Annotated in this window: 18 protein-coding genes; 6 read left to right on the forward strand and 12 right to left on the reverse strand. The window is 46.8% G+C overall.

Annotation, left to right across the window (positions count from 1 at the left end; all coding sequences use genetic code 11):
• Positions 1 to 92: 92 nt before the first annotated feature.
• Positions 93 to 1,409 (forward strand): transporter associated domain-containing protein, encoded by a 1,317-nt coding sequence (locus tag ASG33_RS03290; RefSeq protein ID WP_056280259.1) that lies wholly within the window; start codon positions 93 to 95, stop codon positions 1,407 to 1,409.
• On the opposite strand, the gene ASG33_RS03295 is transcribed toward ASG33_RS03290, so the two are convergent.
• The 5 genes from ASG33_RS03295 to ASG33_RS03315 all read right to left on the reverse strand — a co-directional run bounded on the left by ASG33_RS03295 (position 1,410) and on the right by ASG33_RS03315 (position 8,425).
• Entirely contained in the window at positions 1,410 to 1,829 is a 420-nt protein-coding gene (locus ASG33_RS03295; RefSeq protein ID WP_056280262.1) for a hypothetical protein, read from the reverse strand.
• Positions 1,830 to 1,859: 30 nt separating this feature from the next.
• Positions 1,860 to 3,299 carry a RagB/SusD family nutrient uptake outer membrane protein gene (locus ASG33_RS03300; protein WP_056280265.1) on the reverse strand — a complete coding sequence of 480 codons (1,440 nt, stop codon included), beginning with the start codon at positions 3,297 to 3,299 and terminating at the stop codon, positions 1,860 to 1,862.
• Positions 3,300 to 3,337: 38 nt separating this feature from the next.
• Positions 3,338 to 6,727: a TonB-dependent receptor gene (locus ASG33_RS03305; protein WP_229238546.1), complete on the reverse strand. Its 3,390-nt coding sequence runs from the start codon at positions 6,725 to 6,727 to the stop codon at positions 3,338 to 3,340.
• A gap of 125 nt (positions 6,728 to 6,852) precedes the next feature.
• Positions 6,853 to 7,854, reverse strand: a complete 1,002-nt coding sequence (locus tag ASG33_RS03310; RefSeq protein WP_056280267.1) for a FecR family protein — start codon at positions 7,852 to 7,854, stop codon at positions 6,853 to 6,855.
• 16 nt (positions 7,855 to 7,870) lie between these two features.
• Positions 7,871 to 8,425, reverse strand: coding sequence for an RNA polymerase sigma factor (locus tag ASG33_RS03315; RefSeq protein WP_056280269.1), 555 nt, complete (start codon positions 8,423 to 8,425; stop codon positions 7,871 to 7,873).
• A 172-nt stretch (positions 8,426 to 8,597) separates the two neighbouring features.
• On the opposite strand from ASG33_RS03315, the gene guaB reads away from it, so the two are divergent.
• Complete coding sequence (gene guaB / locus ASG33_RS03320) at positions 8,598 to 10,070, forward strand: IMP dehydrogenase (RefSeq protein WP_056280271.1); 1,473 nt, start codon at positions 8,598 to 8,600, stop codon at positions 10,068 to 10,070.
• 247 nt (positions 10,071 to 10,317) lie between these two features.
• On the opposite strand, the gene ASG33_RS03325 is transcribed toward guaB, so the two are convergent.
• Positions 10,318 to 10,974 (reverse strand): DedA family protein, encoded by a 657-nt coding sequence (locus ASG33_RS03325; protein ID WP_056280274.1) that lies wholly within the window; start codon positions 10,972 to 10,974, stop codon positions 10,318 to 10,320.
• A 32-nt stretch (positions 10,975 to 11,006) separates the two neighbouring features.
• Complete coding sequence (locus ASG33_RS03330) at positions 11,007 to 11,801, reverse strand: phosphosulfolactate synthase (RefSeq protein ID WP_056280276.1); 795 nt, start codon at positions 11,799 to 11,801, stop codon at positions 11,007 to 11,009.
• A gap of 192 nt (positions 11,802 to 11,993) precedes the next feature.
• Here ASG33_RS03330 and ASG33_RS03335 point away from each other — a divergent pair, with 192 nt between their 5' ends.
• The 4 genes from ASG33_RS03335 to ASG33_RS03350 all read left to right on the forward strand — a co-directional run bounded on the left by ASG33_RS03335 (position 11,994) and on the right by ASG33_RS03350 (position 14,533).
• A complete protein-coding gene (locus tag ASG33_RS03335; RefSeq protein ID WP_310589168.1) occupies positions 11,994 to 12,446 on the forward strand; it encodes a PaaI family thioesterase in 453 nt (150 codons plus the stop codon).
• A gap of 25 nt (positions 12,447 to 12,471) precedes the next feature.
• Positions 12,472 to 13,305 carry a nucleoside triphosphate pyrophosphohydrolase gene (gene mazG / locus ASG33_RS03340; RefSeq protein WP_056280282.1) on the forward strand — a complete coding sequence of 278 codons (834 nt, stop codon included), beginning with the start codon at positions 12,472 to 12,474 and terminating at the stop codon, positions 13,303 to 13,305.
• 99 nt (positions 13,306 to 13,404) lie between these two features.
• Positions 13,405 to 13,866, forward strand: coding sequence for a DUF16 domain-containing protein (locus ASG33_RS03345; RefSeq protein WP_056280283.1), 462 nt, complete (start codon positions 13,405 to 13,407; stop codon positions 13,864 to 13,866).
• A 1-nt stretch (position 13,867) separates the two neighbouring features.
• A complete protein-coding gene (locus ASG33_RS03350) occupies positions 13,868 to 14,533 on the forward strand; it encodes a thiamine diphosphokinase (RefSeq protein ID WP_056280287.1) in 666 nt (221 codons plus the stop codon).
• On the opposite strand, the gene ASG33_RS03355 is transcribed toward ASG33_RS03350, so the two are convergent.
• From ASG33_RS03355 to ASG33_RS03375, 5 genes are all read right to left on the reverse strand, one after another.
• The gene (locus tag ASG33_RS03355) at positions 14,528 to 16,171 is read right to left on the reverse strand and encodes a M1 family metallopeptidase (protein WP_056280290.1); all 1,644 of its coding nucleotides are present in this window, start codon (positions 16,169 to 16,171) and stop codon (positions 14,528 to 14,530) included. The genes ASG33_RS03350 and ASG33_RS03355 overlap by 6 nt on opposite strands.
• Before the next feature lie 18 nt (positions 16,172 to 16,189).
• Complete coding sequence (locus ASG33_RS03360) at positions 16,190 to 17,170, reverse strand: kelch repeat-containing protein (RefSeq protein ID WP_082489074.1); 981 nt, start codon at positions 17,168 to 17,170, stop codon at positions 16,190 to 16,192.
• Positions 17,171 to 17,314: 144 nt separating this feature from the next.
• On the reverse strand, positions 17,315 to 18,691 hold the full coding sequence (locus ASG33_RS03365) for a glucoamylase family protein (protein ID WP_082489075.1): 1,377 nt from the start codon (positions 18,689 to 18,691) through the stop codon (positions 17,315 to 17,317).
• Positions 18,692 to 18,710: 19 nt separating this feature from the next.
• Positions 18,711 to 20,384: a glucoamylase family protein gene (locus tag ASG33_RS03370; RefSeq protein WP_056283204.1), complete on the reverse strand. Its 1,674-nt coding sequence runs from the start codon at positions 20,382 to 20,384 to the stop codon at positions 18,711 to 18,713.
• 38 nt (positions 20,385 to 20,422) lie between these two features.
• Positions 20,423 to 21,916 (reverse strand): RagB/SusD family nutrient uptake outer membrane protein, encoded by a 1,494-nt coding sequence (locus ASG33_RS03375; RefSeq protein ID WP_082489140.1) that lies wholly within the window; start codon positions 21,914 to 21,916, stop codon positions 20,423 to 20,425.
• Positions 21,917 to 21,923 lie beyond the last annotated feature (7 nt).

A 21,923-nucleotide genomic window follows, 5' to 3' on the forward strand; every position in this document is an offset into this window, starting at 1 on the left:
GAATGTAATTATTAAAAGGGAAGTACCTTTTTAAATGCATAATAACTACATTTATCTTATTGAACATTTGTATCCACCTATTCTGAAAATACGTGAAAGAAGCCGAAGACAGTGACGACCCGCTTGCCCGAACGCGTACGGGGATTTCAATTCCCCAAAAATGTACGCACTCCATTCTGGCAGGGGTTATTATACCCGTTGATTTCTTAGCTCCCTACGATTTAATCCTCGTAATACTTCTCTTTCTCTTTTCACTTTCTCTCTCAGGAATACGCGCTGCTTACGCCGCAGCCGGCGCCATGGAAAATCCGTGGGACCGCAAGCCTGACGAAGAAAATCACTTACCTACCCGCATTCAGCAGCTTGCATTGTCGCTCGTCCAACGTGCGCTTACGTTGTTTGCATTGATCCTCGCAGTAAGGCTCGTCTGGATCTGGCTTGAACAGTCGCAAAATGAAAATGTGCGCTGGATTGCGTTAGGTCTGCTTGCTTTCTGGATCTGGCTGGATGCGATCGTTCGTTTCAATGCAGCGAGGCGGGCCAATGAATTAGTCCCGCGACTTGCCGGTCTGACAAGGGTTTTTATCAAAATCGCACAGCCGCTTACCCAGCCAGTACTCAAACTAGGCTACTTTTTCGGGATATTCACGCCCGAGGGCGCAGAGATTACCACAGAAATGCTGGAAGCCAAAGCGGAGAGTGAAGAGGAAACGGACTTGCTGCGCGGCCTGGCCAACTTCCGGCAGACCAATGCAAAAAAAGCAATGCAGGCGCGCCTCCACGTTACCGCTTTTGACATTGAACTGAACTTTCACGAGCTGATGGACAAGATCAATAAATCGGGCTACTCGCGGGTACCCATTTTTCGCGACGATCTTGATCACGTTGAAGGCATTCTGAATGTAAAAGACCTGCTGCCACATATCCATCTCGACGAGCATTTTAACTGGCAGAAGCTGATCCGCCCTGTTTACTTCATCCCTGAAAGCAAGCGGCTTGACGATCTGATGAAGGATTTTCAGAACAAGCGCGTGCACATGGCAATTGTGGTTGACGAGTATGGCGGAACAAGCGGGCTGATCACGCTGGAAGATATTATTGAAGAAATATTCGGAGATATTAACGACGAATATGACGAAGACGAAGAAGTGAACTATACGCAGGTCGATGAGAATACCTATGTTTTTGAAGCCAAGGTACTGATCAACGATCTTTGCCGCCTGCTGCACCTTGAAACTGATTATTTCGACGAAGTAAGAGGAAACAGCGAATCACTGGCCGGGCTTTTGCTGGAATTGTTCTCGCAGCTCCCACGGACCGGAGAAGTTGTGACACATCGCAAAGTGACTTTTAAAGTGCAGTCAGCGGATAAAAAACGGATCAAAAAAGTGCGGGTACTGGTAGGTTAGCTAGTCGCGCTTGTTGCCAGGCGCAGCCTTGGAGAAATACCTGATCTCGTATAATTCCTGATTTTTACCCGAAAGATATGGAGCCTGGGCTTTTTTTAGCACCAGGCTCTTTTCGTCTAAATGCAGGATCTGATAACCATTTATCATCTTTCCTGTCGAATCCAGGTATACCAGTGAATCGGAAGAAATAAGCTTGTAAGCCGATTTGCGGTATTCTCCCTTGCGTCGCTCGAAAAGCGATCCATCCTTTCTGTACTCGAAATAAGACCAGTGCGCGTCTTTGGTATTGTTGGTAAAACTGAATCCATTTACAAAATTCAAAATGGAATCAGTTCTCCATAAGCCCACTATATCTTTTTCACGGGACGCGCAGCTGGTTAGCAATAAGGGAAAAGCAAGTAAAATCAGCAGCTTTTTCAATGTTCGGCTTGCCTGGATTAATTCTGAAAACTAGTAATTGCTGTTCTGGATCAAAGTACCATTGCTTAAATCCACCTCACGTTGAGGCAGCGGGAAGTAATAGTGTTTGGGTTTCACAAAGTTGCGGCTCGGCTTGTGCGGCCCGCGGTCAATTTTATAATGTGCGACGATGTCAATCAGTCCGGCTTTGTCCCAGCGCATTAAATCCTGGTGCCTTTCGTTCTCCCCGGCCAGCTCAACCCGCCTTTCGTGCATGATATTCTTCATTGTTGCATTCGTTACCGGTAACAGACCTGCCCGTTTTCTTACTGCATTCAACTCCGCGTCGCCATTTGCTCCCGACCGGATCTTAGCCTCGGCTGCTAACAGATACACGTCGGCAGTTCTTAAAAAGGGCGCATTCAGGCTTTGGCTCATATCTCCATTTGCTGCAAACTGCGTGTATTTTCTAAAAGCATAACCGGTTACCCGCGTCATATCTGCCGTAAAAGTTTCATCTCCCATTGCATTACGGTCAACCTTGTCACCCGGACTGAAAATAGACGACGTTTTCCGCGTATCCCCTTTTTCAAACTCCTTTACCAGATCCTCGATCGGCTCGTGAAAACCCCAGCCTCCAAATGCCTGCGGTGTGTGGTAGAATGTAGGCGAGTTGTCGGTTGTCCAGCCGGTTTCGTATTGCAGTGAAAACAGGATCTCCGGATTGTTCTCGGTAGCCAATTCAAAGTTTTGGTTAAATCCTGCTGCAAGCTTGTAAGCCGGGTTCGAAATTACCTTCGCACTTGCCTCGATTGCTTTTGCCCATTGTTCCTGGTAAACATACAATTTGGTCAGAAAACCGTATGCAGAACCCTGCGTAACCCTGCCCGCCTCTGCGTCACTGTACGAAACAGGCAGCAGGGAAGCCGCTTTGAGAAAGTCTGACTCCGCTTGCGCGCGTACTTCGGCGAGTGTGGATTTTGGTTTATTGAAATTCAGGTTCAATGCATCGTCTTCCAGCAAAATAGGTACCTCTCCGTAAATCAGCGAGAGCCGCCAGTATACAAAGCCCCTCAGGAAGTAAGCTTCACCCAGGCTCCTGTTTTTTAAACTTTCGTCCATTGTCACTTTTGGCGCATTGATCAGCACCGCATTGGCTCTTGAAATCACCTCGTATTTAGTCTTCCAGGTGGCCAGGATATGTGAATTGGATGCATCGAAAGTGAACATTTCCAGCGATGTTTCGTCGGAATGGTCGCCAGCGCGGTTCATATCGTCCGAGCAGTTGTCGAAGGTATATTCCGTATGTGCAAAACCATCTTCATCAAGCAGGGGCGCGTAAACTGCATTCACCGCAGCCACCACATCGTCGCCGTTCCGCCAGTATTGTTGAGATGTAACCTGCCCGTAAGGTGTTGTTTCGAGCAGATCATCGCAGCCCGTCAGCATGGCGAGCAGAATATATCCGGATAGTATTGTGATCTTTTTCATAAGTTCTTGATTTCTTCGGTATAAAACTGAACGGGGGTTTAGAAAGAAATAGTTGCCCCGACTGTCCAGGTGCGTGCCAATGGATATTGTGCGAAGTCTACGTTCAGCTGATTATAGGAATTGGCGGCTCCCACATATCCCAGCTCCGGGTTCAGGCCCGAGTATTTGGTAAATGTCAGGATATTCTGCCCTGTTACATATACCCTCGCCTGCGTCATTTTCAATTTGCTGATCGCGTTCTTTGGAATGGAATAACCAAGTGTCAGGTTCTTCAAACGCAGGTAATCGCCTTTTTCAACAAATAAGTCCGACGGACGGAAGTTGCGGTTTGCATTATCAATGCTCACGCGGGGAATCGTGTTGCTGGTCCCCGGTCCGCGCCAACGCTCACTTTCTTCCGCATACAAATTGAAAGAATAGCTTGCGTCAAGCCCCTGCATTCTATCCGCATTATAGATTTTTGAGCCGCCCACTCCTACAAAGAACAGGTTGAGGTCAAAACCTTTCCAGTTTGCGCCGGCAGAGAAACCGTAGTTAATCTTAGGCTGTGGGCTACCGATAATCGTGCGGTCCTGGTCATTTACCACACCATCACCATTAAGGTCCATAAAACGTACGTCGCCCGGCTTGATCAGCCCGTCGTTACGGCGGGAGTCATTTGCTATGTTATTATCAGAATCGATTTCACCCTGGGTTTGATAAATACCGTCTGTTTTGTAGCCGTAAAAAGTGCCGTAAGGCTGTCCTTCGTAAGTACGAACGATCTCCTGCTGGCCGCGGCCATACAATTGTGTGGCAAGAAAGCCGCCCGGTGTAGCCAGTCTGGTGATCCTGTTTTGGATAAATGTGGCATTACCACTTACATTAAACGTCACGCTGCCGACTGTGTGGCGGTAAGAAGCTTCGAGTTCCAGTCCTTTGTTACGCAGCTCTCCGATATTCTGATCAGGAATAGTGGCAGTACCAATTGTCCCGATTGAAGGCGGTGCCAGGAGCATATTCTTTGTGTTTTTAACAAAATAATTGGCAGAGAAGAAAAGACTGTTTTTGAAAAGCTCTGTTTCCAAGCCGAAGTTTGTCATTTCCGCTGTTTCCCAGCCAATGTTCAGGTTAGCAAGCCTGCTTTGTGCGGCACCGGAAACCTGGCTCTGTACACCGCCATTTCCGAATGCATACCGATACGTGGAGTTGATCAATGCGAGGTATTGCAGCGAAGCTACATTCTGGTTCCCCAGCCTTCCCCAGCCTCCTGTCAGCTTGAAGTTGCCGAACATGGGTAATGCATTCTTAAAGAAATCTTCTTCCGAAATCCGCCAGCCAGCTGAAAAAGCAGGGTAGTAACCCCATTGATTGCCGGGCGCGAATTTAGAAGAACCATCGCTTCTGAGTGTTCCTGTCAGCAGGTAACGATCTTTAAAAGAGTAGTTGACCCGACCAAAAAAGGAAGCGAGTGCATCGTAGCTCCGTCCGCCGTTTCCGCCATTGTTCAAAGGCACCGACACGATTGTTCCCGCATATTGCATGTAACGCAGGGAAGGATCTTCACTCGCAAAGTCGCGTCCCCATTGATTGGAGTAGACACTATTGAAAGTCTGGGAAGTAAAGCCGCCCGTCAGGTTCAAAGAATGAGAGCCGAATTTTTTGTCATAATTCAGGAAGTATTCCTGCAAAAACGACCACGTTTTTTCGTGGCCCAGGGTGAGCTGGTTATAGGAGTTGGTGCGGAACTGATCGTTGATCTTAATGTCAAAATTGTGGCTATCACCGAAAGTAGCATCAACGGCCACATTTGCGCGGAGCGTTAGGCCCGACAGGATTTCAAGCTCGCCGGTGACATTGCCGAGAAAACGGTTGCGTGCATTGTCTTTATCCTGGGTATCTACCGTAAAAATCGGGTTGTTGATATCACCAAACGCGCCTATCCCCTGGGTAGAACCATAGGAGCCATCTGCATTTTTGACGGGCAAACCAGGGTGAAAACGAATTGCACTCCAGAGCAAGCCCGTTTGGGACGATTGCGTATCTGGCCCAACATTGTGTGTGTTACTGAACTGGAAATTCTGGCCGATTTTAATGCGGTTACCTACTTTATGGTCAGAATTAATGCGGAAGTTCAAACGTTCGTACTTTGACTTCTCGATAATACCGGTTTCTTTATAATAGCCCCCTGAAATCGCAAAAGACGAATACTTGCCGCCGCCCCGAAGAGAGATATCGTAGTTCTGGGTTGTTCCCTGGGTCAGCAGTTCATCCTGCCAGTTGGTAAGCTGCGTCTGGTATTGTTTATCATTCCAGATCGCCGGAACCGGCAGGTTATCATTTTTATATGCTTCACGTTTAATAGCCGCGAGTGAATCTGCGGTAAGTACGTCGAGCGTTTTAATGCGGTTGGTTACACCTGCATAGCTGTTCAATGTAACACTTATCGGCTTGTCGAACTGGCCTCTTTTGGTCGTAACAATAATAACCCCATTGGCTGCGCGCGTTCCGTAAATGGCGGAGGCAGAAGCATCTTTCAGGATTTCGATTGACTCTATATCATTCGGGTTCACGTCATTCATTGTCCCCGAAGGCACCCCGTCGATCACAACCAGCGGAGAGGAGTTATTGACAGTACCAAAGCCGCGGATCTGGATGGAACCTGCGTCGCCCGGCGCACCGCCATTTCGAACAATATTCACACCCGCCGCGCGACCTTGCAGCGCCTGCTGGGCACCACCGGAAGGAAGATTCTGAAAATCAGCGCCCTTTACAGAAGATACTGCGCCGGTAATGTCCTTTTTTTCCTGTGTACCATAACCGACTACCACAACTTCCCGCAATGCACTTACATCAGGGGCCAATGCGATGTTCATCAGTTCCTTGTCCACTACAACTTCCTGACTCACATAACCGATGAAAGAAAATTTCAGCGTTGCATTCTGGTCCGGGACTGTAATGCGGTACTCGCCGTTTTCGTTGGTAGAAGTTCCCACCTGAGTGCCTACAAGCAGGATATTAACTCCCGGCAATCCATCTCCTTTTTCATCTACCACTTTACCGGAGACAGTCCTGTCAATCTCCGACAGCGACGAAGTGGCTGCATTGCTGCCGACTGCCGCAGGTGTTTTCTTTCTCAAAAGGATCCGCGAGCCGCCCACGACCTCGTAAGATACATTCAATGGAGTAAGCAGCTGATCCAGAACGCGGCTCAATGGTCCTCTCAGTTCTTTGACAGTCACATTCTGCACCCGCTGAATGCTCGATGTACTATATACGAATTTAACATCGGCCTGTTTCTCGATCTGTTGTAAAACCTTTTTGATCTCCTGGGATTCAAGCTTCAAGGCGACTTCCTTGTTGAGCAGTTCCTGTGCGCGGGTGGCGTGCGCAAAGGAAATACCGCAGCATATAATCGCGATAAGCAGTTGTTTAACTGTAGTGCTCATGACTTTGTAAACAACCCGTTTGGTGGGTATTTTTTTATGCATAGTTTTAAAGGTTTTTGTTTTAAGAGGCAAAGACAACTGTTTATTGCGGCGGTGATGTTCGAGCATCACCGCCATTTAAGGTATTAATCCACACAACCTGCACCCTGGACAAACAGGGCAGTTCCGCGTCGCTCATAGGAAATGTTGGCCGACTTGCAGATCAGGTCAAGCTGCTGGAACAAGGTTAGTCCATTTAAATCCCCGGTGAAAAGGCAGGAATCTGCCGTATCGTTTTCGAGCACGATATCGATTCCGTACGATTTTTCAAGGGCTGAGAAAACATTTTTAACAGGAATGTCCGCGAAAGAAAACCCGTGTTCCGTTTCGGCCGCCGGGATTACCAGCAGGGGGTTTTCAACAATTGACAGTTCCATTTTCCTCGATTTTTTATCAAAAACAATGCGCTGGTTCGGTGTTAATATTACCCCGTTCCTGTTAGCAGTACCGTTGCCCGAGCCTTCATAAACGGATACTCTTCCTGACTTTACCTGCACTTCTACCGAGCCCGACTTATCATACGATTTTACGTTGAAACTGGTGCCCAGCACCTTGGTTACCAAATTTCCGGTGGACACGATGAAAGGTTTGGCAGTGTTTCTTTTAATCTGGAAAAAAGCTTCGCCATGGAGGTAAACAGTCCGGTTTTTGTTGCCAAAATGCGACGGGTAACTCAAACTGCTGTTTTTCTTTAATGTAACTACGCTGCCGTCTTCCAATGTAAACGGGTGCGCCTTGCCGGATGTATTCCTGATTTCAACCAGTTCATTGCGGTTATCAGTCTCCGCCGCTGCGAATGTTTCAGATTGACTTTCTTTCGATATGAAAAACCAGGTACCTGCAATTAACAGAACAGAAGCCGCCGCCGCCAACCAGGGCAAGGATCTTTGAAAAAGCGTTTTCCCGAATGCAGACCGGAGCACCCGGCCCTTTAAGTTTCTACCTATAACCTCTTTTTCATTTTCAAAAACGGGCGTTTCATCCAGAGGGTTAGCTTTCAGGTACTCCATAATAAAGTCCTCTTCCTCGGGAGAATGCTGCCCTGACAAATACCTGTTTAAAGTTTTCTGAAAATCGTATTGGTTCATTAGTTGTTGAGAATGCTCAATTATCGGTTTGGTAAATCCACAGATCGTCTTGCAGTAATTTGAGCGACCTGGTAATGTGGTATTCCACCGCCTTCTCTGAAATGTGAAGTTCTTTGGCAATGCTTTTGACAGATTGATTTTCAAACCTGCTCAGCTGAAAAACGCGGCTGGTTTTTGCAGGCAGTTTTTTCATAGCCCGGTCAATTGCCGCCGAAAGATCATTGAATTGGACATTGTCTTCGGTGGAAGAAATCTCCTGCATTTTATTAAGAAGTACGTATTCCTGATATTTCCGCCAGGTAATGCGCGATTTCACAAGATTTGTGATCAGGTATTTGAGCGAAATGACGAGATAGGAGCTCAAATGTTTGATGTTGCTTTCCAGCCTTCTGTTCCAAAGACTCTCGAACAAATCGTGCACCAACTCTTCCGCTTCTTCTTTCGAGCCTGTCTGGTGATATGAAATGCAGAACAGCTTGTACCAGTACCGGTTATAGATCTCCTCAAAAGCAGGTTTGCTGCTTTGGGAGAGCTGAGTCACCAGCTGTTCGTCGGTCAATATTGGCTTCATCAAGTGCCCGCAAGTATGGGAATACAAAGGTATAGTCAATTAACCGGCTATAACCCCTAAACCGTTTTACCTTTTTTTTAATAATTTTTAAGAACAGTTGTTTTGTACTTTTTTTGGTCGACTCCAAACTTATAGCTAATTTTGCCCGGCAAATAACAATCGTTTATTTGCTATGAGCACAGACCCATCCAAAGTCCTCTTCGAGGCCCTCACTTACGACGACGTTCTTCTAATACCTGGTTATTCAGAAATTCTTCCTCGCAATACAACAACTAGAACCAAGCTTACGCGTAACATCGAGCTGAACATTCCATTAGTATCAGCAGCGATGGACACTGTAACCGAATTTGACCTGGCTATCGCAATGGCCCAGGAAGGCGGTATTGGAATAATCCATAAAAACATGAGCCTGGAAGCGCAGGCTGAGCAGGTACGGAAAGTGAAAAGGTCTGAGAGCGGAATGATCCTCGATCCGATCACGCTCAACGATACTGCAACGCTTGGCGATGCACACCAGATTATGCGCGAATTCAAAATCGGCGGTATTCCGGTGATTGACAAGGATCACAAGCTGGTTGGTATCCTCACGAACCGTGACTTACGTTTTCAAAAGGAAATGACCAAGCCGGTTACGGAGATTATGACGAAAGAAAACCTGATCACGGCTTCCGACGGCTTATCACTCGACGACGCTGAGAAGGTCCTGCAAGAGTACAAAATCGAAAAACTCCCAATCGTTGATTCAGAGTACCGTTTGACTGGTTTGATTACCTACAAGGATATCCTGAAACGCAAATCTCACCCAAATGCATGTAAAGACGAATACGGCCGCCTCCGTGTAGGAGCAGCAGTAGGTGTTACTGCCGATCTTCTGAAACGGGTTGAAGCATTGGTTAAAGCTGGTGTGGACGTGATCAGTCTTGATACTGCACACGGACATTCAGCAGGTGTAATAGCGGCTTTGAAGTCTGTTAAAGCACAATTCCCGAAACTGGACGTAATTGCAGGTAACGTTGCCACCGGCGAAGGTGCCAAAGCGCTGGCCGACGCAGGTGCTGATGCGGTGAAGGTAGGAGTGGGACCAGGAAGTATCTGTACCACGCGGATTATCGCAGGTATCGGTGTTCCTCAGCTGACTGCAGTGATGTGGGCGGCAGAGGCATTGAAAGGAACAGATGTTCCAGTAATTGCTGACGGGGGTATCCGTTTTTCAGGAGATATGACAAAAGCGCTAGCCGGCGGAGCAAGTACGATCATGATCGGCTCGATGCTCGCAGGAAGCGACGAGGCGCCAGGTGAAATTGTAATTTACGAAGGCAGGAAGTTTAAAGCCTATCGTGGAATGGGGTCGGTGGAAGCAATGGAAGATGGTTCGAAAGACCGTTATTTCCAGGATGCGGAAGACGATGTGAAAAAGCTGGTACCAGAAGGAATTGTCGGCCGAGTTCCATTCAAAGGAAAGGTTTCAGAGATTGTATATCAAATGGTAGGTGGCTTGAAAGCGGGAATGGGTTACTGCGGAGCGGGAGATATTGCAACTTTGCAAAAAGCCCAGTTCGTGAAAATCACTTCTGCCGGCGTAAAAGAAAGCCACCCGCACGATATCATGATTCAGAAGGAGGCACCGAACTATTCGAGAAGCTAAGGAGGACATCGGCTGTCGGCTGTCAGACTTCGGCTGGTTAGCTGTTAGCTGTTAGCTGTTAGCTGTTAGCTGTTAGCTGTTAGCTGTTAGCTGTTAGCTGTTAGCTGTTAGCCTAAAATAGATATCAAAGTACAAAGAAAATGCCTGGCTTTCAAACCAGGCATTTTTGTTAAATTCTTAAAAGAGCTAACAGCCAATAGCTAACAGCCAATAGCCAGCAAGTATAAAGCCGAAAGCCGAAGTCCTACTAAGCCACCCTCGGCTTCGCGAATTTGCTTTTGAAGTAGCCGAAAATCATTGGTAGTAATGAGAACCCGATGATGCCGAAAATGACAAGTTCGAAGTTCTTTTTAACAATCTCCATATTCCCGAAAAAGAAGCCCAGGAGTGTCAGTGAGGGTACCCAGAGGATTGCTCCGACGATGCAATAAACAATGTATTTGGAGTAGTTCATGCTTCCGGCTCCGGCCACAAATGGCGCCACGGTACGCACGATAGGAATGAACCGCGCCATGATCACGGTGCTTCCGCCGTGTTTTTCGTAAAATGCTTCTGTTTTTTCCAGGTATTCCCTTTTCAAGAAAAGAATTCGTTCCCGCTTCTTGATTTCCCCGCCCAGTTTTTTACCTACAAAATAGTTAAGGTTATCTCCCAGCAGTGCGGCTATAATAAGAATGATAATAATAAGCCAGACATTTAGACCGGTACTTTCATTGGCAGCAATGGCGCCGGCGGCGAATAACAGCGAATCGCCAGGTAGAAGCGGCATGATAACGAGTCCGGTTTCTGTAAATACGATCAGAAAAAGTATCAGATAGGTGAGCGTTCCGTACTGCTGGACAATGTCGAAAAGGTGCTTGTCCAGGTGGAGGAAAATGTCAATAAACTGCCTCAGAAATTCCATAGCTAAATTGAGTGAGTGAAAAAGCGTCTTACTTATTTGGAATCAATTTTCCATTTTTGTTTGGTCTTCGCATTCAGGAAGTGGTTGAACGTATCCCCACGTAATCCAAGGCGGATTGTTTCAAGCGGGATCAGCTCACTTGGTGCAATGTTTCCGAGATTCACGTTTGCGCCCAGCAGTTTGACAAACCAGACCTGCTGTGACTTCTGCGGTGCTTCCCAAAGCATATCTTCGAATGCAATTTCGGTAAGGATCTCTTCCACCAGGCCCTGGCGCACTTCGCCGCTCGCACGGAACAAACCTACATTACCCGATTCGCGCGCTTCGCCAATTACCTTCCACGCACCAGCCTGTAGTTCGGATTTGATCAGCTGTATCCATTTATAAGGAGGGATGATTTTGTTCTCGTCCTTTGAACCTACTTCCGAAAGAACGGTCACCTGCTTGGACAATTTGTTGATGTATTCGCATTTAACATCCTGCGGCATTTCAATGGAACCGTCAGAAACTTCTGCGTATTTTAAATCGTATTTATCAAGCAGTTTCCGGTAATCGTCAAATTGGTTTCTTACAACAAACGCTTCAAACAAAGTACCACCAAAGTAGACCGGAATGTTGGCACTCTTGTAGACTGCCAGCTTTTCATTGAGATTGGGGCTGACGTAAGAAGTTGCCCAGCCCAGCTTTACGATATCAATGTAAGGAGATGAAGTTGATAACATATCCTCTGTTTCCCTGATACTGAGCCCTTTATCCATTACCATTGTCAATCCCTTTTCACGGGGTTTTTGGGAACGGTCAGGAACCTGCGATAACGTAAAATTCATATATGGGTATGCTTTTATCTCTGGCAAAAACTCCGGTAAAGGTAGTAATAACCTTCAAAACATAGCAATTAAATCCACAATAATGACTTTGAACCATAGATATTTCTATGATAATTACTATTTTTAAAATCTCACTTTTCCGGGCCGGGCAACTATTTCTTTTTGCAATCAGGATCCCGGATCTTCATGATAATGGAAAACGAACGTATCAGTTTTTTGCGCCAGTATATAGGCAAGAATATGCAGCAGAATTTCTCCCCGGTAGCGCAGTGGCTCAATGGGAAGCTGTTGAACATCGAAGAGGGAATGATGCAGATCGAGTACCTCGTGAGGCCGGATATGTGTAATCCGATGGGTACGCTGCACGGCGGAATGGCGGCTACCATCCTGGATGAGATTGTGGGTACTATGGTTTTTGCGCTCGGCAGGGAGTATGCATTTACTTCCGTTAACCTCAACTGTGACTTCCTCAATCCCGCCTTTCCAGGTGATGTGCTCATTGCACATTCCAATATCGTGAGGGTTGGTAAAAACATTATTCATGTAGAGGGCAGGCTTACAACTCCCGAGGGCAAGATAATTGCCAAGTGCGCCAGCAACCTCATTCAGACCAGCTTTCAAATTCCTTCATTGGTCGCCAACTGACCTGGTTCAGCTTTATATTTGTTGTATGGAAAAACAATTCAGTGAGCTGACAGAAGCCCGCCAGCAACAGCTTATGGCTTTTGACAGGCTGCTAACTATTATGGATGAGCTCAGGGAGCAATGCCCCTGGGACCGGAAACAAACGCTGGAAAGTTTGCGGCACCTGACGATTGAAGAGACTTATGAGCTGTCGGATGCGATCCTGGATAACGATTTGCCCGAGATAAAAAAGGAACTTGGCGACGTGATGCTGCATTTGGTTTTTTATGCCAAAATAGCTTCTGAAAATGATCCTGAAAAAGCCTTTACTTTTGATATCAGGGATGTTTTGAATGCAATTTGCGACAAGCTGATTTCGCGTCATCCCCACATTTATGGCGACACGATCGCCGATTCGGAAGAGGCTGTGAAGCAGAACTGGGAGAAATTGAAGTTGAAGGAAGGTAACAAATCCGTTCTTTCAGGTGTACCAACCTCTTTGCCGGCTTTGGTAAAAGCAATGCGCATTCAGGAAAAAGCAAGAGGGGCCGGATTCGATTGGGACGAGAAGCAGCAGGTTTGGGAAAAGGTACAGGAGGAATTACAGGAATTCAAAGCGCATTTCGATATTGAATCCGGGGACACAATTGATCAGAAAGAGGCAGAAGGAGAGTTTGGAGACCTGCTTTTTTCACTTGTCAATTATTCGCGTTTTGTAGATATTAATCCGGAAACTGCATTGGAACGGACTAACAAGAAGTTTATACGGCGCTTTCAGTTTTTGGAAGAAGCTTCCAAAGCAGACGGTAAATCGCTGTCAGATATGTCGCTCGAAGAAATGGACGAGTACTGGAATAGGGCGAAGGAATTAGGGGTTTGAACCGTTAGAAAATTCCCTTATCAATAGATTGTTCGTTGTTGTTTTTGTAAGGATATTGTCGGCGTCTTACCAACACTATACTTACTAACGCACACGAATATGTATATCGAAGAACGGATTGATCTTGCGGAAATCAGCCTTGTTGAACATGGAAAACAGATTGAAATGATAGCAACCGGCCTGGCGACCCTTACAACCCTTGTTTATACCGGCTTTGCCGAAATGAGGGAGGAGTTTGTCCAGGTACATAAACGTATTGACAATCTTGAAATCAGGTTTAACAAGCTGGAAGACAAGGTTGATCGACTCGAAATTAGAATTGACAGGTTGGAGGTCCGGCTGGACAAAGTCGAGGCCAGGCTTGACAAAGTCGAGGAGCGTTTGGATAAAATCGAGGAGCGTTTGGATAAAATTGAGGAGCGTCTGGATAAAATTGAGGCTCGCCTTGATAATCTTGAATCTCGCTTTGATAATTTGGAAGCCCGATTTGATAGGTTCGAAACCAAGATGGATCAGCGGTTCGATGAATTGATTATGCTGGTCAGAAGTTTGAAAAATTGAAATGTCCTCACACCATATAGTAAAAGAAAAGCAGGAGCCGGCGCTGATTATCGCCAACGGAGAAGCATGCAGTGAAGAACTGCTCGGGCAGCTGCTTGAATGGAGCCCGTTTATCGTTGTGCTGGATAATGCGATTTATCGCGTATTAGAGCTCGGGATCAAGATTGATGTCTGGCTCGGAGACTTTGACGATCCCCATGATTTTGAAGCGATCCGGGAGCGACAGCATCCGATTGAAATCGTCAATACACCGGATACTGAGAAAACGGATCTTGAAAAAGGCATCGATTTTCTGATCGAAAGGGGCTTTCCGGCAGCTAATATCGTGTGGGCGACCGGGCGTCGGGCAGATCATGCTGTAACCAACATTACCAATCTGGTGCGCTATAAGGATAGGATCCGACTCGTCATGTTCGACGATTATTCAAAAATATTCCCTCTTACAGGTACTTTCGAAAAGTGGTATGTAGCAGGTACCCCCATTTCATTGATACCGGTAGGAATTGTGGAAGGTATTAAAACTGCCGGTTTGAAATACAACCTGAAAAACGAAACATTGACCCTTGGCCACCGGGCCGGCAACAGTAATGAAGCCGAGTCCGATGGTTTGGTAAGAATTTCAGCTCAAAAGGGTGATATGCTGATAATGGAATGTTGGGATCTATAAAGAAGCCTTTACTTCCTTCGCCTCCACGTAAAAATTCGGGTCAACTGTCAACGTCTTTTCTGACTTTGTTTTAAGCGTTTTCCATTCGGTAGTAGGATAGATAAAGTCTTCTTTTCCTGCTCCTATCTGCACTTTTACAGGCATATCAAAGCCCTCAACTACGTTGCTCCACCGGTATTGCATTCCTTTTGACCCAAATGCATATTCCAATGCAGGGATGCGGGTATCGCGCAGGTATTGGTCAAATACTTTGCCCAGCTTTTTGCCGGACTTTTCACTTACATAAGCCTCGATCTGAGCACCGTCAACGGTTTGGTGGTAGAAAGTTTTATTTAATCCTCTCAAAACCTGTCTCCACTTTTCATCATCATTCACAACCTGCCGTATCGTATGCAGCATATTGCCGCCTTTGTAGTACATATCCTTTGAGCCTTCCTGGTTCACACCATAGATTCCGACAATCGGCGACTCATTTGCAATAAGCTTTCTGGTGCCGATCACGTACTCAGCACCTGCCTTTTTGCCAAAATAGTATTCAGTATAAAGGTTTTCCGAGTAGTTGGTGAAACTTTCGTGGACCCACATGTCTGCAACATCTTTGTAGGTAATGTTGTTGGCAAACCATTCATGACCGCTTTCGTGAATGATAATGAAATCCCATTTCAAACCCCAGCCCGTGCCGGAAAGATCTTTACCACGATAGCCCATCTGGTAACCGTTTCCGTAGGTTACCGAACTCTGGTGCTCCATTCCGAGGTATGGAACTTCAACTAGCTTATAGCCATCCTCATAAAATGGGTATGGGCCAAACCAATGCTCGAACGCTTTCAGCATCATGGGCGCCTGTTTAAATTGCTCTTTCGCTTTTTCGAGATTCTTGGGAAGAACATAATAGCTAAGCTGCAAATCGCCCTTTTCGCCCTTGTATGTTTCTTTCCAGCTCACATATTCTGCGACATTCATATTCACCCCGTAGTTATTGATCGGATTCTTTACCGCCCAGTTGAAAGTGCGCGTGTTATCATCATTTTCCACAACAGATAGCAGATTCCCATTTGAAACATCCGTCATATTCTTCGGAACGGTAATGCTGATCTTCATGCTGTCGGGCTCGTCGTACATGTGATCCTTGCAGGGCCACCAAACGCTGGATCCCAGTCCCTGACATGAAGTAGATATAATTGTATTTCCTTTTCCATCAGGTATCCATTGCACGCCACCGTCCCAAGGCGGATTTTTTGCAAGCCGCGGTTTTCCTGAATAGAAAACTTCAATTGTTTCGGTTTTGCCGGTTTCCTGCTTTTTCCTCAGGTCAACGAAGAATGCATTGCCGTCACGTCTGAATTCCAGCGATTCACCACCCTGGGTAACTTTGCTGATTTGAAGCGGCTGCTGCAGATCAACCTGAATGCTTTGATTCGGTTGAATTACTTTATAAGTAATGGAAGTGCTGCCCGTCAGAGTACTGTCTTTGGCATTGGGAGTGACTTTGAGATGGTAGTAAGTCAAATCCCACCACGCGCGCTGCGGTGTGATGGCGCCCCGCAATGTGTCGGCATGTGTAAATTTCTGATTTTGTGAAAAGCCGGAAGTTGCCGCAGAAAGCAGGAGCAGCAACATGGAATGGCGTAGTTTCATTCGGTAGTTTTGGATTAATTATTTACTCAGTACTTCCATATCATTCAGCTCTGGTCCGCCTCCCCGGTTGGCAGATCCTGCTGCGACGTATATCTTTTTATTCAGAATTACTGCGCCTGTACCGTGGCGACCCTGGTGCAGCGCAGGTAACTTTTCCCATTTGTTTGTCTTCGGGTTAAATGCTTCCACTTCATTGTGTGCCTCTGTGTGTGCAACACTCTCACCGCCGATCACAACAATCTTGTTATCATAAACCACCGTCATATTTCCTGCCCGCAACGTAGGGAGGTTGTTTTCGGCCTGGAGGGTAGTCCATTTACTTGTTTTAAAATCAAAAACATCCACTTCCGCGATTACGGTATTCAATACCTGATTGATTCTCGCGGTTGATAACCTTCCGCCTGCAACATACATTTTATCGTTTAGTACTGCCACCTGAACATGGTCTCTGGGGCGGGGAGCATCGGGCAGCGTTTTCCAGGTACCTGTGGCGGGATCAAATTCATCGAACCAGGTAACCTGTCCATCCCAGTGTCCGTCCTGAATACCACATACGAGATAAATCTTGTCGTTCATGACAAATGCCCCGGCCGCGCCTCTACGCCTGTTCTCCGGAATAGGTGCGCCTTTCCGCCATTCGTTTTTGGCAGGATTGAAAATGTAAATGTCCGGTATAGGGATCTCGTGGGGATATCCGCCTGTAAATGCGCCCAGTACGTAGATCTCGTTCTTATAAGTGACAGCCTGAAAGTGGCTCATTTCAAGCGGACTCGGCGCCAGGCTTGTCCATGCATCTTTTTTGAAATCATATTCATCAACGGGCTTGATGCCCCGTCCACCCAGAAGGTATAGCTTTCCATTCGCAGTGGCCATTGCATTTTCATGCCGCTTTACGGGAAGATTCTCCGGCTCCGAAACCTGCCATATCTGTGCATTTGCAGAAGCAAAAATGAGGTTGAACAGGAAAATATAACATACCTTATGATAGCAGGATTTCATAGCCAAAAGTGTTTGTGAGGATTAAGAATGCATAATTTCATGCGGTTCATTCTCAAAAAAGCACCATCAAGATACAATTATATTCCTTAAAACCGAAAGACCAGCCACTGGCTGGTCTTTCGGTTAATTTAGGTCAAAAACTTGTCAATTTTTACTACTTACCTGCAATGCGGGACTCTCAAATCCAAGCTTTTTCAACCCAGATTGAATGTCGCTATCTTTCATAAACAGCTTCCAGAGCAAGCCCGTACGGTAGTTCTCGATCATCACAATGATCGGTCCCTGATCTATGGCAAGATGTGATTTTGCATACCAGTTCTGCGACTCGTTGAATGCATCCACGAAACCGTATTCGCTCCATATCTTGTCGCCCAGATCATCATAAAAATGCCGGAGCGCCTTCATTGATTCTTTTGGAGTATATGGAAATGAGGAAAGTGCGGCAGTCGGCGTAATGGTACCAAAGTCGTTTGTCGGTGAGTGCGCATTGTACCCGTTATAGGTATCACTGGCAGTGAGTCCCCAGCTATTTTCACCGTATCCTTTAAACTTACCGGGATTGGCTACACAATGTTTATAGTTGATCAAAGTATGATTTACATTCTGCTCCCAATAATCAGCATATTGGTCTTTCAGCTGTCGCGGGTCCAATCCCAGAAATGAGTAGTGCGCGAAAAACAACGGGCCGCCGTAATCGAAGCCAAGTGGCAGCTTCACGCCGTGGTATTCTTTCCCATTTTTGAAGTGGTCACTTTGTGCCCAGCATTTGTGGTAAACCTGTGCGGAAACCGGGTAACGCGGGGAAGCCGCAGCCAGTATGTGCGTGATCAAAGCTTCATTATATCCCCGAAGCTCAAAATTCATCGCCCAGCCATGATTAGGGCTCCAATGCCAGTACAGCTGATTTGCATTTCCCTGCGTATACCAATCCCATTCAGCTTCGCTCCATAACCATTGAATGCGGTTTCGGAGATCACGTTCCACGTAGTTTTCACCGTCGAAATATTGCCTTGCAGCGAGCAATCCCTGGAACAAAAAGGATGATTCAACCAGGTCGCCGCCATCATCTTTTCTACCGAATGGAATTGTTTTTCCGGTTGCTCCATTGAGCCAGTGCGGGAAAATCCCATGGTAACTATCAGCTTTGGAAAGAAACTTCACCATTTTCAACAAGCGCGCGGCCACTGAGTCGCGTGGCTGCCACTTTCTTTCCGCCGCGACGATCATCGCCATAACACCAAAACCAGTTCCGCCGGTGGTTACTACTTCGTCGCCGTACTCAAAAGCGATATTGCTTCGCTCGCGTGACATGCCGCTTACGGGGTGGCCGAATTCCCAGAAGTAGCGGAAAGTCTGCTTCTGGACAAGTTCAAGTAATGCGGTATCTGACAGATTTTTCGGCCGGTCAGCGGCACTGAATGCCACTGTTTTTGCAGCGGTATTCTTCTTCTTTTGCGCATTGCTATCCACGTTGGTGAACAGCAAAAATATTCCAAGAAGGTAATAACAGGATAACTTCATGATTGAGTAGTTAAATGTCTTAATTGATGTTCGGGCTTGTGAATCCCAGCTTTTTGAGGCCGGATTTAACTTCCGGATTGGTCATAAACAGCTTCCAGGGGAGCCCGCTTCTGTGATTTTCAATCATTATAATAATTGGTCCCTGGTCTATGGCCAGGTAAGAGTCTGCAAACCAGAGGTCCTTCAACGAGAATGCATCACGAAAACCGTATTCGCCCCACATCTTATCGCCAAGTTTGTAATAGAAGAACTTCAAGGCCTTCATCGACTCTGCCGGCGTGTAGGGAAATGAAGAAAGTGCCGCGGTAGGTGTGATAACGCCCTTGTCACTGGCAGGGGAGTTGGCGTTGTAACCAGCAGGAATGTCGCTGGCAGTCAATCCCCAGCATTGATCACTATATCCATAGAACGCGCGCGGATTAGCAATGCAATAGTTGTAATTGATTAACGTATGATTTTTGTTTTGGGTAAAATAGGCAGCGTACTGATCTTGGAGACCGGTCGGGTTTAATCCCAAAAAAGAATAATGAGAAAAGAACAGCGGACCTCCATAAGGTTCTCCCAAAGGCAGCGGAATGTTGAAGTAGCTGTTTCCATTCTTCAACCCGCCGGAATTGGCCCAGCCCTTATCATATACTTCCTTTGAAATACTGTGCGTAGGAGAGGAAGCAGCGAGCACATAAGTGATCAGCGATTCGTTCCAGCCGCGGATCTGGTGGTTCATGTCCCAGCCAAAAGTCGGGCCCCAATGCCAGTAGAGTACCTTTTCATCGTTTTTTGTAAACCAATCCCATTCCACACCCTCCCAGATTGCAGTAATGTCCGCCCGCAGTTTGGCCTCGGCTGCATTGTTTGCATTAAAGTATTGCCTGGCTGTAAGCAGCCCCTGGATTAAAAAGGAAGTTTCAACCAGATCGGCCCCATTATCCTTCTCACTAAAAGGAACCACGGAACCAGTTCCTCCATTGAGCCAGTGAGGAAATGCGCCGTGAAATTTCTGCGTTTTGTCTTTCAGGAAGGCAGTAATCTTCTGCATTCTTTCAAGCCCGGCCGTACGTGTAATAAACTTGCGTTCAATCGCCACCGGAATTGTCATAATCCCGAATCCGCTTCCACCACTTGTGACAACATCGCCTGAGCTATTCCGTTCTCTGGCGAGTCCGCTCACCGGATGTGCAAAGTCCCAGAAGTATTTAAAGGTTTGCTGCTGCACCAAAGTGAGCAATGCGTCATCTGTGATCACCGGAAATTTGTCGGTACTATCAAGCTGAGTATGCAGGCTTAACGTAACTGCATTGGCAAGCGTCGCATTGGATTTTGATTTCAGCGCCGACGTGGCCGAAACCGTGTATGCATTGAGAAATTGGAGATTGCCGGTTGGTACAATTACAATGGTACTATCTCCATCTTCAAGCGTAGCAGAGAATGGCACCTTCTCACCTGAGTTTGCTACGAAAGTAAGTCCGCTGGCAAGAGACGCATCGCTGAGGGCAGAAGAAAATGTGAACCTGAGATTGGGTTTCAGGCTCACATCCGTGTATTCATAGCCTGAGAATGCACCATTTACATCCAGGCTGCTTAGTGTGAAAGTGGAGGGTTTCGCCGGAGCTGCCGGCTCAGGATCATCCTTTGTATTACAGGAAATCCCAAACCAGATCAAAGCTCCGAGAAGAACTAATTTTCTAAAAGGCATTATTTCTTTTAAACCCATCCACTCACTGTTCACTTCAATTAATAACCAGGGTTCTGCACCAGAAGTCCGCCGCTCAGGTCAATTTCGTTTTGCGGGATTGGCCAAACTTCATTCTTGTTCGCTTTCCAGCCTTTTGGTCCAAAGATCTGTGCAGCTCGTCCCTGGCGGATTACGTCAAAATATCTGTCAAACTCCATGGCCAGCTCAACATGCCGCTCACGCCAGATCGCATTCCGCAAAGCCGCTTTTTCCGTGGTTGTAACCTTTGGCAATACATTTTTCAAAGTACCTCTTGCGCGGGCACGAACCATTTCGAGCGACACCAGGGCCTGAGTAGCATTTCCGAGTTCATTAGCAGCCTCTGCATTCATCAACAATACTTCGGCGTAACGTATAACGCGAATGTTCTGCTGAGCACCTTCGTTAAAGCCTGTGATGAACATGCTGAATGGAACGTAGGATTTCTGGTTGTACATCGGATTATCACCGACCGCAGGTATTACATCGCCGGCGGGAGTTGTTTCGCCGCGGAAAATGATTGTTGCGTCACGTCTCGGATCACCTGTTTCGAATGAATCAGCCAAAGCTTGTGTAGGTACATTGAAGCCCCAGCCTCCACCTACCACACCACGTACCCCCTGAACCTGCGAGTATTGCGAATTAGACACGTCTTTATTCGACTCAACCAATGCATTCTGTATCTCAAAAATTGACTCAACAGAATTCTCATTCGGAACACGGAAAAGTGCTTCGTAAGAAGGGAAAAGAGAATATTGTCCCGAAGCAATCACCTGGTTAGTCAGGTCAAATACCTGCTGCCACTTTGCCTGGTACATCGCTACTTTTGCATGAAGGGACTGTGCGGCTCCTTTTGTTGCGCGACCGATGTCCGCTGCACCATAGTTAACCGGCAATGCTGCTGTTGCATCAGCCAAATCCTGCTCAATAGCAGCGTAAACTTCCGCTTTCGGAGTACGGGGAATGTTATATTCGGTAGCATCCTTCGGCAATGTCAAACGAAGCGGTACGTCACCGAAAGCCCTGACCAGACGGAAGTAAGAATAAGCACGTACAAACTTGGCTTCCGCTATATAGCGGGTTTTCAATGCCTCGTCCATGCTGATCGCCGGAATATTGGTAATTACCTGATTTGCGTAGTTGATGTTCTGGTACTGTCCCTCCCAGAATCCAAGCAGCTGTCCGTCAGTTGATCCTACCGTAAATTGATCGTACTGGTTAAAGAATGGAGCATCGGAAGCAGTCGAACCTTTCTCTGCATCGTCGGAACCTACACTTTCAATGGAGATCGCCGCAAATGCCGTGTTGTTCCAGCTACGGAGATTGGCATACATCGCATTGACTGCCTTTGTTGCATCTCCTTCATTTTGCCAGAAAACGGCGCCTGCCTGTTTTCCCTGCGGGTCTGTGTCCAGGAAGCTTTCGTCGCAAGCCGCTGGGATGATCAGCATACCAGCCAGCCCGAAATACATGCCGGCTTTTCTGATATGGTTTTTAAAATTGATATAATTCATGTTGATT

Origin of the sequence: Dyadobacter sp. Leaf189, assembly GCF_001424405.1 — a bacterium.
Classification (GTDB): Bacteria; Bacteroidota; Bacteroidia; order Cytophagales; family Spirosomataceae; genus Dyadobacter.

Excerpts from the sequence above, each read along its gene's own strand:
- ASG33_RS03335 (WP_310589168.1), top strand. The coding sequence starts at position 11,994 with ATGGAAAACGAACGTATCAGTTTTTTGCGCCAGTATATAGGCAAGAAT.
- mazG (WP_056280282.1), top strand. The coding sequence starts at position 12,472 with ATGGAAAAACAATTCAGTGAGCTGACAGAAGCCCGCCAGCAACAGCTT.
- ASG33_RS03310 (WP_056280267.1), bottom strand. The coding sequence starts at position 7,854 with ATGAACCAATACGATTTTCAGAAAACTTTAAACAGGTATTTGTCAGGG.
- ASG33_RS03350 (WP_056280287.1), top strand. The coding sequence starts at position 13,868 with ATGTCCTCACACCATATAGTAAAAGAAAAGCAGGAGCCGGCGCTGATT.
- ASG33_RS03365 (WP_082489075.1), bottom strand. The coding sequence starts at position 18,691 with ATGAAGTTATCCTGTTATTACCTTCTTGGAATATTTTTGCTGTTCACC.
- ASG33_RS03345 (WP_056280283.1), top strand. The coding sequence starts at position 13,405 with ATGTATATCGAAGAACGGATTGATCTTGCGGAAATCAGCCTTGTTGAA.
- ASG33_RS03375 (WP_082489140.1), bottom strand. The coding sequence starts at position 21,916 with ATGAATTATATCAATTTTAAAAACCATATCAGAAAAGCCGGCATGTAT.
- ASG33_RS03330 (WP_056280276.1), bottom strand. The coding sequence starts at position 11,801 with ATGAATTTTACGTTATCGCAGGTTCCTGACCGTTCCCAAAAACCCCGT.
- ASG33_RS03325 (WP_056280274.1), bottom strand. The coding sequence starts at position 10,974 with ATGGAATTTCTGAGGCAGTTTATTGACATTTTCCTCCACCTGGACAAG.
- ASG33_RS03355 (WP_056280290.1), bottom strand. The coding sequence starts at position 16,171 with ATGAAACTACGCCATTCCATGTTGCTGCTCCTGCTTTCTGCGGCAACT.
- ASG33_RS03370 (WP_056283204.1), bottom strand. The coding sequence starts at position 20,384 with ATGCCTTTTAGAAAATTAGTTCTTCTCGGAGCTTTGATCTGGTTTGGG.
- ASG33_RS03315 (WP_056280269.1), bottom strand. The coding sequence starts at position 8,425 with ATGAAGCCAATATTGACCGACGAACAGCTGGTGACTCAGCTCTCCCAA.
- guaB (WP_056280271.1), top strand. The coding sequence starts at position 8,598 with ATGAGCACAGACCCATCCAAAGTCCTCTTCGAGGCCCTCACTTACGAC.
- ASG33_RS03300 (WP_056280265.1), bottom strand. The coding sequence starts at position 3,299 with ATGAAAAAGATCACAATACTATCCGGATATATTCTGCTCGCCATGCTG.
- ASG33_RS03305 (WP_229238546.1), bottom strand. The coding sequence starts at position 6,727 with ATGAGCACTACAGTTAAACAACTGCTTATCGCGATTATATGCTGCGGT.
- ASG33_RS03360 (WP_082489074.1), bottom strand. The coding sequence starts at position 17,170 with ATGAAATCCTGCTATCATAAGGTATGTTATATTTTCCTGTTCAACCTC.